The organism is Streptococcus oralis, from assembly GCF_001578705.1.
Taxonomy (GTDB): domain Bacteria; phylum Bacillota; class Bacilli; order Lactobacillales; family Streptococcaceae; genus Streptococcus; species Streptococcus oralis_J.
The window spans coordinates 242,029-253,021 of the sequence record NZ_KQ969038.1 but is presented as its reverse complement, the minus strand read 5'-3'; the positions used below and the strand labels follow the sequence as shown (position 1 = coordinate 253,021).

Here is a 10,993-nt window from a genome sequence, read left to right as displayed (position 1 = left end):
ATGAAAAAAATAGTAATCAGTGCATTTGCCCTCCTTTTTTTACTTGCTGGTTGTGGACAAAAGAAGGGAACAACTGCCGCTTCAACAACGCCGTCAGAAGAACTCCAGTCTACTCTGCCAGTTCTTGAGAATGCCGAGAAGAGCACGGTTGTAACCAAGACCTTACTTCTCCCTGAGTCAGAAGGAGGCGTTAAGCAAACTCAAACAATTACCTATAAAGGGAAACAATTTCTAAAATTGGTTATTCGGCAGATACGGCCCTTAAGTGAGGAATTGAAATCCTTTATCGCTGACCACGGTCTTGAAGAAACTCAAAAAGCTCTTTTAGAAGCAGAAGAAAAGGATGAAATGCTTCAGGAAGCGCGCAAATTGGCAGGTTTTACACTTGAAACCAAACTGCTCAGTGAGACTGAAATCCAGACCACAACGACCTATGATTTACAAGTCTTGGATGTCAAAAAGGCGTCACAGACAGATTATTTGAAAAATCTTGGCTTAGAGACTCTTTTGAAAAATGAACCAAGCCAATATATCGCAGACAGAGTGGCAAATGGTGCGACAGAACAGTAAGAAAATCCAAATAAATGGATTGACTTAATTGTAGAACGTAAGGAAATGTGCTATAATAGTACTATTCTAAGGAAAGAGGGTGTTAGAATGGGATTTACTGAAGAAACTGTACGTTTTAAATTGGATGATTCCAACAAGAAGGAAATCAGTGAAACGTTGACAGATGTCTATGCTTCTCTGAATGAAAAGGGTTATAATCCGATAAATCAAATCGTCGGTTATGTATTGAGTGGAGACCCTGCCTACGTTCCTCGTTACAATAATGCACGAAATCAAATTCGTAAGTATGAGCGTGATGAAATTGTTGAAGAATTGGTGCGCTACTACCTTAAAGGACAAGGAGTCGATCTATAATCTATGAGAATTATGGGATTGGACGTCGGTTCAAAAACAGTGGGTGTTGCGATTAGCGATCCACTAGGCTTCACCGCTCAAGGACTTGAAATCATCCAAATCAATGAGGATCAGGGCCAGTTTGGCTTTGACCGTATCAAGGAATTGGTTGACAGCTATAAGGTGGAACGTTTTGTAGTAGGTCTGCCTAAAAACATGAACAATACCAGCGGTCCGCGGGTAGAAGCCAGTCAAGCCTATGGAGCAAAGTTAGAGGAACTTTTTGGTTTGCCAGTAGACTATCAGGATGAGCGTTTGACAACGGTCGCTGCGGAGCGTATGTTGATTGAGCAGGCTGACATCAGTCGCAACAAGCGAAAAAAAGTCATTGATAAGTTGGCTGCTCAACTGATTTTGCAAAATTATTTAGATAGAAAATTTTAAGACAGAGGAGAAACTATGTCACACGATCACAACCATGACCACGAAGAACGTGAATTGATTACACTAGTAGATGAGCAAGGTAATGAAACCTTGTTTGAGATTCTTTTGACTATTGACGGGAAAGAAGAATTTGGTAAGAACTATGTTCTTCTAGTGCCAGTTAACGCAGAAGAAGATGAAAACGGTGAAGTTGAAATTCAAGCTTACTCATTCATCGAAAATGAAGACGGAACAGAAGGCGAATTGCAACCAATCCCAGAAGACTCAGAAGACGAGTGGAACATGATTGAAGAAGTCTTCAACAGCTTTATGGAGGAGTGATACAGTCTGGGAGACTGTATCAGCCCAACTCCTAAAAATTGGAAGAGTTGGAACATCCAGTGGATGTTTTTAGCCCTGCGCCAGAAATTAGAAACGCAGGAACGTTCGGGGAACGTTTTTAGCTCACGTTGAAATTCATAGTAGCTAGTGATTAGCTAACCAGGTAAGAGGTCGGGATTTTTGTCCCGACCTCGTTTTTTATTTGCAATCATATTTTGATTCAGTAGTTGATTGTACTTTTGTAAGGAGACATGTATGTTTGAAGTAGAAGAATGGCTGCATAGTCGGATTGGTTTAAATTTTAGATCTGGACTTGGACGAATGCAGCAAGCGGTGGATTTGCTGGGGAATCCTGAGAAGACTTATCCTATTATCCACGTAACAGGGACTAACGGTAAGGGGTCAACTATTGCCTTTATGAGGGAGTTGTTTGTTGCTCATGGTAAAAAAGTTGGTACTTTTACCTCTCCTCATATCATCAGTATCCATGATCGAATCTGTATCAATGGGCAAGCAATAGCTGATGCAGATTTTATCCGTTTGGCAGAACAAGTTCAAGAAATGGAAAAAACTCTTTTAGAAGCACATGATCAATTGTCTTTCTTTGAGTTGTTGACTTTGATTGCTTTGATCTATTTTAAAGAGCAAAGAGTTGACCTAGTCCTGCTAGAAGTGGGGATTGGTGGTTTGCTTGACACCACTAATGTCGTAACAGGAGAGATTGCAGTTATTACTTCCATTGGGCTAGATCATCAGGAGACCTTGGGCGACAGTCTGGAGGAAATAGCAGGGCAGAAAGTTGGTATTTTCAAGGCCGGCAAGAAGGCGGTCATTGCCAAGCTCGCTCCAGAAGCTAAACTTGTCTGTCAAAAAAGAGCAAGAGAGTTAGACGTAGACATTTATCAAACTGGGCAAGACTTCACCTTGAAAACTGGGAATTTCTCAAGCAGCCTAGCAAGCTTTTCCCAGCTTGAAATCGGTTTGGAAGGTGCTTATCAGCAAGAAAATGCCGCCTTGGCTTTACAAACCTTTCTTCTATTTATGGCGTCAAGAGAGGAAAGGGTCGAAGAAGAGCTTATCAGACAGGCCTTGAAAGAAACACATTGGGCGGGTCGATTGGAACGGATTCGTCCGCAAATCTACCTAGATGGAGCTCACAATCTTCCAGCCTTAACCCGTCTGGTCGAGTTTATCCAAGGGAAAATCCAGCAAGGCTATCAAGTTCACATTCTTTTTGGGGCTCTTAAACGCAAGGATTATCAAGGGATGTTAGGCTATCTGACGGAGCGGTTACCTGAGGTGGAACTTAAGGTAACAGGTTTTGACTACCAAGGTTCTTTGGATGAAAAGGATGTGGCGGGTTACGATTTGATTCCTTCCTATGGCGATTTTATCAGCGAATTTGAAGAAAGAGCCAATGACCAGGATCTGCTTTTCGTGACGGGATCCCTCTACTTTATCTCGGAAGTACGAGCGAGTTTAGTAGGAAGCGATGGGATTAGTTGACCGTCTAGGTTTAAGTTGCTATACTGAAGGTAGGAGGTACATCTGGAAACTCTTCCAGCAAAATATTGGCACAAAAGAAAGGAAATCGCTATGAAAACGAAAACATTCACACTTTCTATTGCTTCCCTAGCAATTCTTAGTCTTTTAGCAGCTTGTGGACCTAAGGCACAAGCCCCTGCCCAGCAATCGGCTCAGCAATCATCTACTCAACAAGAATCATCTTCTAGCGCTGCGACAAGTGCTAGTCAACCACAGGCGTCCTCGAGTCAGGACACTACTGTAGCTCAACCTACGAACATCGATGGTACCTATACTGGAAAAGATGAGAATGACCAAATCACTCTTGTTGTAACAGGTAAAACTGGTATATGGACTGAGGTCGAGCCAGATGGAGATAAGGAAATCAAACAAGTTAGTTTTGAGCCGGAAAATCAACGTGTCATCATCGGTGATGATGTCAAGATTTACGCAGTTAATGATAATCAATTGATTATCGACGATATGGACCGAGAGGCATCTGACCGAGTAGTCTTAACGAAACAATAATGATTAAGTAAAAGTTCCAGTGAGATGAAATCCATCTTTTTGGAGCTTTTTTCGTGAAAAAGGAGCTGGCTGTTCTTTACTAACTTTTTACTTAAAACGCTTACAAATATTTGTAAAACTTCTTATAAGGTCGTATACTTATGGTAAATAATCAAATAGCGCAGAGGCGCAGGAGGAAAAGCATATGGCTACATTTTACGTTCCATCAGTTAACCTTATCGGTAAAGGTGTTGTAAATGAAGTAGGTCCGTATATCAAGGAACTGGGGTATAAGAAGGCCCTTTTGGTAACAGATAAGTTCATCGAAGGCAGCGATATTTTACCTAAGGTCCTAAAACCACTAGATGCTGAAGGAATCGAATATGTGATCTTTAGCGATGTGGAGCCAAATCCGACTTGCAAGAACGTGACAGACGGAGTGGCTGCCCTGAAAGAGCATGGATGTGACTTTATCATCAGTCTTGGGGGTGGGTCTCCTCAGGATGCGGCTAGTTGTATCTCTATCATTGCTACAAACGGAGGAAAACCACAGGACTATGAGGGTCTCCACAAGTCTGCTGAAAAAGGGTTGCCAGTGGTTGCGATCAATACAACAGCTGGAACTTCAGCAGAAATCACCATTAACTATGTCATTACTGACGAAGAACGCAAGGTCAAGATGGTAATGGTTGATAAGAACAGCCTCGCCCTCATCTCTGTCAATGATCCAGAACTCATGCTTTCAAAACCGAAAGGATTGACAGCGGCGACAGGTATGGATGCTCTTACTCATGCTGTCGAGGCTTTAGTAACACCAGGTGCTTATAATGTGACCAAGAAACTCTCTATCGGAGCGATTGAACTCATCAAGGAGTATCTTCCTCGTGCTGTGGCAAATGGCCAAGATATCGAAGCGCGTGAGGCGATGGTCAATGCCATCTTCCTCGGTGGTATGAGCTTTAACAATGCTGGTTTGGGCTACGTTCACTCTATGGCTCACCAACTCGGTGCAGTATATAACTTGCCACATGGTGTCTGCTGTGCCATGCTTCTCCCAGTTGTAGAACGTGAAAATGCCAAGCGTGTACCAGAAGCTTTTCGCAATGTAGCCAAGGCCTTGGGACTCCATGTGGAAGGGAAAACAGACCAGGAATGTGCTGACTATGCTATCGCTGAAATTGAGAAACTGTCTGAAACAGTAGGTATTCCGAAGAAACTCACTGAACTCGGTATCCACGAAAAAGACTTTGACTTTGACTACCTTTCTAAGAATGCTTTGATCGATGCCTGTGCACCAGGAAATCCATTTATGCCAACCTTGGAAGAAACTATAGCTCTCTACAAAGAACTCTTCTGATTCATAAAGTGAAAAAGAAGCTAAATAATGCTGGAAAGAACTATCATTTTGGTAGTTCTTTTTAAGCCTCTTAATACCCTAGTTAAAAATATAAAAAGGGATAGCACGTCATATAGTGAAGGAGTAGTTTAAGAATCTTACAGTTCTTGGAATAGTTTGAATAGAAAAAGGTAAAAGGTTGCCATCTACCCCTGAACTGAGGTATACTAGTAGAAACATTAGTTCATCAATCGGTGAGGGAGAATGATAGAAAAGGAAGGGGATGTATGACAGCTAGAAAAATGCAGCTACTCATGTCCAAATATGGTTTTAGTATTACCATCATGTTGGCAGAGTTGTTTATCGTCTTTGGTTTATTTCTCTATCTAGGGCAAATGGCTCCAATTATCTGGATTATCCTAGTCATTTTAGTGAGCTTAGCGACCATTGTATCAATTGTCAATCGGTCCATGAATCCTGAGAGTAAGGTAACATGGCTGTTAGTAGCCTTTGTGCCAGTGTTTGGGCCATTGCTCTATATCATGTTTGGAGAACGCCGTTTATCTAAAAAAGAAATGAAACAGCTAAAGCAACTCCAATCAATGGTTGACCGAGAGGACAATAGCAGAGCTCTCCGTTTGGAGTTAAAGGAAGAGGATAAGTCGGCTTACGGTGTCATCAAATCTCTCCTTAGCATGGATACGAATGCGGATGTCTATAATCGAACGGATACCCATTTTTTCCCTTCAGGGGAAAGCATGTGGCGCCAGATGCTAGAGGATCTCAAAAAAGCCGAGAAATTTATCTTTCTCGAATACTATATCATCGAAGAAGGTTTGATGTGGAATAGTATTTTGAAAATTTTGGAAGAAAAGGCAGCTCAAGGAGTAGAAGTGAAGCTCCTCTATGATGATATTGGTTGTATGGCAACCTTGCCTGGAGATTATACCATCCAGCTTCGTGGTCTAGGGATTGAAGCCCACAAATTTAATAAGGTGATTCCGCGCTTGACCGTTGCTTATAACAACCGTGACCACCGTAAAATCATGATCATTGATGGGCAGATCGCCTATACAGGTGGTGTTAATCTGGCAGATGAGTATATCAACCATATCGAACGCTTTGGCTATTGGAAGGATAGCGGTATTCGACTAGATGGACCGGCTGTTAAGGCTTTTACTAGACTCTTCTTATCCACTTGGTATATCAATCGTGGGGAAATTAGTGATTTTGACCAATACCATCTCGAAAATCAACCTAGAGATGGGATGGGGCTTTGTATCCCTTACAGTAGTGGGCCAAAACCCATCTACCGAGCTCAGGTAGGAAAAACGGTCTACCAAAATCTTATCAATCAAGCTACAGATTACGTCTATATCACGACTCCCTATCTGATCGCTGACTATGATCTAACCGAGAGTATCAAAAATGCAGCTCTGAGAGGAGTAGATGTACGAATTGTGACGCCATGTATCCCAGATAAGGAGATTATCCAATTGGTTACTCGGGGAGCCTATCCAGACTTGTTATCTGCGGGGGTTCGTATTTATGAGTACAGTCCGGGATTCCTTCATAGCAAGCAAATGCTTGTCGATGGAGAGGTGGCAACTGTGGGAACCATCAATTTTGACTATCGGAGTTTGCTACACCACTATGAAAATGCCGTCTTGCTTTATAGAACGCAGTCTATCATCGATATTGAGAGGGACTTCAAAGAGATTTTTAAAGTTTCTCAAGAAATTTATCCCCACACGATCAAAACAAGCTGGTATCAAAGTTTGATCAAGGAAATTGTCCAGTTGTTTGCGCCTATGCTCTAACTACCAACCAAGATCTGGCCCAAGGCTGGATCTTATTTTTGTCTTTTTGCGAATAGATAAGCAGGAGGATGAAAATGCTAAATCAAGAAGAACATGATTTTATCCTAGAGTTTCAAACAAGCAGTTTACACCGTTTTCGAGAGATTGAACGCTATGCTGAGCTAGATAAGAAGTTAAGGAAATATCAATCCTTAGCTGACATTCCTGTAAGATTTTGATATACTAAAACAGATAAACTTACTAGGAGAAATTGAATGAACGTATACGAGGAAAAAGACGAACAGCTAGAAGAATTTCGATACCAGTATCGGGAACGGCTGGATCAAGAGTCTGAATTTGGACTGGAGCGAGGCAAGAAGAAACGAACTCCACTTCCGTTTTTTAGTGTGGCAATTTGGAGTCTGGCTGCTACAGCTGTTTCTGTAATGTTGCCTCTGATCTTTGGTTTGGTGAGCCCCCAACAGATGCAAGATCTTTATACTGGTTGGGCGCTACATCAGAGTGGGCAGATTTACACGGATTATTATGGTTCAAATGGACTGCTTTATTACGTACTAATCTATCTCTCTCAAGGGAGTATTCTTTTTGCTTTGGTGGAGTGGTTGGCCTTGTTCGGAGCTGGTGTTTTTCTATTTAAATCCGCAGATACCTTGACAGGTCAGGGAGAGCAGGCTAGACAGCTTTTGTTGGTTTTCTATCTGCTTGTGGGCAGTCTGGGATTTGGTGGTAGCTATGCAGTGGCTGTGGCCTTGCCTTTTCTATTTTATAGTTTTAGCCTAGTGGCTGACTATCTGGATGATCCAAGTAACGATAAAGGTTTCTTGCGAGTTGGGATGAGTTTAGCATTAGCTTTCTTTCTATCACCTATTCCCACAGCTTTGTTTGCAGCCACACTTGCCTTAAGTTTGTTTGGATTTAATATTGCCAAGCGTAAATTTGTTCATGGTTTGTATCAATTTTTCGCATCAGCTCTAGGATTTTCTATCATTTTTTATCCAATTGGCTATTATACTGTATTAACAGGAACTTTTGGTGATGCGATTAGCCATACTTTGTATCCAATAGATACGCTTAGTCTATTTTCAAATGCCAATCTTATGGAGAATGCTGCTTTCTATGGTTTACTATCCATCGGTGTTGGGATTCTGACATTGATCTTTTCAGGATTGTTTCAGACCAAGTCAGCTCAGCAATTTGCTGTCTCAATAGGCGCTATTTTAGGTTTATTGGTAACTCTTGCTTTATTAATTCTTTCAAAAGAACCTTTGCATGGCTCACGTTTGGCAGCGATTTTGCCCTTTCTGACATTGTTATTGTTAACCAACATCAAAGAAGGAAGCCCTGATCGTATCAGTCGTAGTAGACGAAGAGTTCGCTCTTCATCACTCTTTGGTCGCTACCTCAAGGTAAATTTCTATCTACCATTAGTTGCGATAGTCTATTTACTTTTCCTACCCGTTTTGAGTCGCTATATTTCGCATCCAAGTACTTATCAGGAACGTGAGCAGCTTGCTAGCTTGGTCAAACAGCAAACGAGTTCCGAGGATCGTGTCTATGCTTGGGATAATCGGCCAGATTTCTACCGCGCAAGTGAACGCTTGGCACCAAGCTCTCTAGTGACACCAACACTCTATACTGCAAGCGACGAGAATAAAACGAAACTAGTCAATGACTTGAAAGAAAATCAACCGAAGATGATTTTGGTCAATCAAAAGGTTGCCTTGTGGTCGGATGTAGAGAGCCTACTTAGTGAAAAATACGAGCTTGTTCAGACGGATAGTAAGGAATTCAAGCTTTATAAATCTAAATAACAAATCAATATCTTGTGTATTTTTAAAAATTTTCGAATTTTTAACACAAGATATTGATTTTTCTTTTTAGAGTGGTATAATATCATTTAAGAAGAAAAATAGAAAAGAGCCTGGATATGATTGTATTAGAAGAAAACCTTGCAACCGTTCCCACTTTGTTCGTTGAAAAACGAGATGGTAGACGTGTAGTGTTTGATATAGACAAGATTGACAAAGCTCTCCACAAGGCGGCTGACAAAGTCATGGATGTGACACCCTTGGTCGAAAAACGTCTAAATGGGCTGCTTGAGCGTATTGTTGCGGAAATTCATAGTCGTTTCCCTCAAGGTGTCAAGATTTACGAGATTCAGAATATCGTAGAGCATGAACTCCTTGAAGCTAAAGAATATGCGCTGGCTGAGGAGTATATCACTTATCGGACACAAAGGGATTTTGAGCGCTCAAAAGCGACAGATATCAACTTTAGCATTCATAAGCTTCTCAATAAAGATCAGGCAGTTGTCAATGAAAATGCCAATAAAGACAGTGATGTTTTTAACACCCAGCGTGATTTGACAGCAGGGATTGTGGGGAAATCAATCGGACTGCAAATGCTTCCTAAGCACGTAGCCAATGCTCACCAAAAGGGAGATATCCACTATCATGACTTGGACTACAGCCCCTACACTCCGATGACCAACTGCTGTTTGATTGATTTTAAAGGCATGTTGGAAAATGGTTTTAAGATTGGTAATGCAGAGGTAGAGAGTCCCAAGTCTATCCAAACTGCGACAGCTCAAATTTCACAAATCATCGCCAATGTTGCTTCTAGTCAGTACGGGGGCTGTTCAGCTGACCGTATCGATGAAGTCTTGGCTCCGTATGCAGAGAAGAATTACCAAAAACACCTCAAGGATGCAGAAGAGTGGGTCTTGCCTGAAAAACGGGAAGATTACGCATGGAAGAAAACGCAGAAAGATATCTACGATGCCATGCAATCTCTCGAGTATGAAATCAACACTCTCTTCACTTCAAATGGGCAAACACCTTTTACTTCACTAGGTTTTGGTCTAGGAACTAGTCGTTTTGAACGGGAAATTCAAAAAGCTATCTTGACCATTCGTATCAAGGGTCTTGGTTCAGAACATCGAACAGCCATCTTCCCTAAACTTATCTTTACGCTTAAAAGAGGACTCAACTTAGAGGAAGGTTCACCTAACTATGACATCAAACAGTTGGCCCTCGAGTGTGCAACCAAGCGGATGTACCCAGATGTCTTGTCCTACGATAAGATTATCGAGTTGACAGGTTCTTTCAAGGTTCCTATGGGTTGCCGTTCCTTCCTTCAAGGATGGAAGGATGAAAATGGTGTTGAGGTCAATTCAGGTCGGATGAATCTAGGTGTTGTGACAGTCAATCTGCCTCGTATCGCTCTCGAGTCTGAAGGGGATCTGAATAAGTTTTGGGAAATCTTCAACGAACGTATGAACATCGCAGAAGATGCTCTGGTTTACCGTGTTGAACGGACCAAGGAAGCAATACCAGCAAATGCCCCTATCCTCTATCAGTACGGAGCCTTTGGTCGCCGTCTTGGAAAAGAAGAAAGTGTAGATCAACTCTTTAAGAATCGCCGTGCGACAGTTTCGCTGGGCTACATCGGTTTGTACGAAGTGGCTACTGTCTTCTTTGGAAATAGCTGGGAAAGCAATCCTGAAGCCAAGGAATTCACACTGGATATTATTCGTGATATGAAACGTCGAGTGGAAGAGTGGTCTGACCAATATGGTTACCATTTCTCTATCTACTCCACACCGTCTGAAAGTCTGACAGATCGCTTCTGTCGCTTGGATACAGAGAAGTTCGGCTCTATTCCTGATATCACGGACAAGGAATACTATACCAACTCTTTCCACTACGATGTTCGTAAAAATCCAACACCATTTGAAAAATTAGACTTTGAGAAAGTTTATCCAGAAGCAGGTGCGTCAGGTGGTTTCATCCATTATTGTGAGTATCCAGTTCTTCAACAAAATCCTAAAGCCTTGGAAGCTGTCTGGGACTATGCCTATGACCGTGTCGGTTATCTAGGAACCAATACTCCGATTGATCGTTGCTACAAGTGTGACTTTGAAGGGGATTTTGAACCAACTGAAAGAGGATTTGCTTGTCCAAACTGTGGCAATAGCGACCCTAAAACAGTAGACGTGGTCAAACGTACGTGTGGTTATCTGGGAAATCCTCAAGCGCGTCCAATGGTTAATGGACGCCACAAGGAAATCGCTGCGCGGGTTAAACACATGAATGGCTCAACTATTAAAACGGCAGGACATGAAGTAACAAATTAGAAG

The 10,993-nt window shown here is 41.9% G+C and carries 11 protein-coding genes; all 11 read left to right on the top strand.

Annotation, left to right across the window (positions count from 1 at the left end; translation table 11 throughout):
* The 11 genes from SORDD05_RS07180 to nrdD all read left to right on the top strand — a co-directional run bounded on the left by SORDD05_RS07180 (position 1) and on the right by nrdD (position 10,990).
* Positions 1–570 (top strand): SP0191 family lipoprotein, encoded by a 570-nt coding sequence (locus SORDD05_RS07180; RefSeq protein ID WP_061418391.1) that lies wholly within the window; start codon positions 1–3, stop codon positions 568–570.
* A gap of 87 nt (positions 571–657) precedes the next feature.
* Positions 658–924: an IreB family regulatory phosphoprotein gene (locus SORDD05_RS07175; protein ID WP_000507060.1), complete on the top strand. Its 267-nt coding sequence runs from the start codon at positions 658–660 to the stop codon at positions 922–924.
* Positions 925–927: 3 nt separating this feature from the next.
* Complete coding sequence (ruvX, locus tag SORDD05_RS07170) at positions 928–1,347, top strand: Holliday junction resolvase RuvX (protein ID WP_002876031.1); 420 nt, start codon at positions 928–930, stop codon at positions 1,345–1,347.
* 15 nt (positions 1,348–1,362) lie between these two features.
* The gene (locus tag SORDD05_RS07165; protein WP_000017624.1) at positions 1,363–1,668 is read left to right on the top strand and encodes a DUF1292 domain-containing protein; all 306 of its coding nucleotides are present in this window, start codon (positions 1,363–1,365) and stop codon (positions 1,666–1,668) included.
* A gap of 255 nt (positions 1,669–1,923) precedes the next feature.
* On the top strand, positions 1,924–3,174 hold the full coding sequence (locus SORDD05_RS07160; protein WP_061418388.1) for a bifunctional folylpolyglutamate synthase/dihydrofolate synthase: 1,251 nt from the start codon (positions 1,924–1,926) through the stop codon (positions 3,172–3,174).
* A 90-nt stretch (positions 3,175–3,264) separates the two neighbouring features.
* Positions 3,265–3,720: an SP_0198 family lipoprotein gene (locus SORDD05_RS07155; protein ID WP_061418384.1), complete on the top strand. Its 456-nt coding sequence runs from the start codon at positions 3,265–3,267 to the stop codon at positions 3,718–3,720.
* Between the two features lie 184 nt (positions 3,721–3,904).
* Complete coding sequence (locus SORDD05_RS07150; RefSeq protein WP_061418381.1) at positions 3,905–5,056, top strand: iron-containing alcohol dehydrogenase; 1,152 nt, start codon at positions 3,905–3,907, stop codon at positions 5,054–5,056.
* Between the two features lie 266 nt (positions 5,057–5,322).
* Positions 5,323–6,855 carry a cardiolipin synthase gene (cls, locus tag SORDD05_RS07145; RefSeq protein WP_061418378.1) on the top strand — a complete coding sequence of 511 codons (1,533 nt, stop codon included), beginning with the start codon at positions 5,323–5,325 and terminating at the stop codon, positions 6,853–6,855.
* Between the two features lie 74 nt (positions 6,856–6,929).
* Entirely contained in the window at positions 6,930–7,073 is a 144-nt protein-coding gene (locus tag SORDD05_RS10155; protein ID WP_000934021.1) for a hypothetical protein, read from the top strand.
* Positions 7,074–7,109: 36 nt separating this feature from the next.
* Positions 7,110–8,666, top strand: a complete 1,557-nt coding sequence (locus tag SORDD05_RS07140; RefSeq protein WP_061418375.1) for a hypothetical protein — start codon at positions 7,110–7,112, stop codon at positions 8,664–8,666.
* Positions 8,667–8,782: 116 nt separating this feature from the next.
* Entirely contained in the window at positions 8,783–10,990 is a 2,208-nt protein-coding gene (gene nrdD, locus SORDD05_RS07135) for an anaerobic ribonucleoside-triphosphate reductase (RefSeq protein WP_061418372.1), read from the top strand.
* Positions 10,991–10,993: the final 3 nt, after the last annotated feature.

Excerpts from the sequence above, each read along its gene's own strand:
- SORDD05_RS07140 (WP_061418375.1), top strand. The coding sequence starts at position 7,110 with ATGAACGTATACGAGGAAAAAGACGAACAGCTAGAAGAATTTCGATAC.
- SORDD05_RS07165 (WP_000017624.1), top strand. The coding sequence starts at position 1,363 with ATGTCACACGATCACAACCATGACCACGAAGAACGTGAATTGATTACA.
- SORDD05_RS10155 (WP_000934021.1), top strand. The coding sequence starts at position 6,930 with ATGCTAAATCAAGAAGAACATGATTTTATCCTAGAGTTTCAAACAAGC.
- cls (WP_061418378.1), top strand. The coding sequence starts at position 5,323 with ATGACAGCTAGAAAAATGCAGCTACTCATGTCCAAATATGGTTTTAGT.
- nrdD (WP_061418372.1), top strand. The coding sequence starts at position 8,783 with ATGATTGTATTAGAAGAAAACCTTGCAACCGTTCCCACTTTGTTCGTT.
- SORDD05_RS07155 (WP_061418384.1), top strand. The coding sequence starts at position 3,265 with ATGAAAACGAAAACATTCACACTTTCTATTGCTTCCCTAGCAATTCTT.
- SORDD05_RS07180 (WP_061418391.1), top strand. The coding sequence starts at position 1 with ATGAAAAAAATAGTAATCAGTGCATTTGCCCTCCTTTTTTTACTTGCT.
- SORDD05_RS07175 (WP_000507060.1), top strand. The coding sequence starts at position 658 with ATGGGATTTACTGAAGAAACTGTACGTTTTAAATTGGATGATTCCAAC.
- ruvX (WP_002876031.1), top strand. The coding sequence starts at position 928 with ATGAGAATTATGGGATTGGACGTCGGTTCAAAAACAGTGGGTGTTGCG.
- SORDD05_RS07160 (WP_061418388.1), top strand. The coding sequence starts at position 1,924 with ATGTTTGAAGTAGAAGAATGGCTGCATAGTCGGATTGGTTTAAATTTT.
- SORDD05_RS07150 (WP_061418381.1), top strand. The coding sequence starts at position 3,905 with ATGGCTACATTTTACGTTCCATCAGTTAACCTTATCGGTAAAGGTGTT.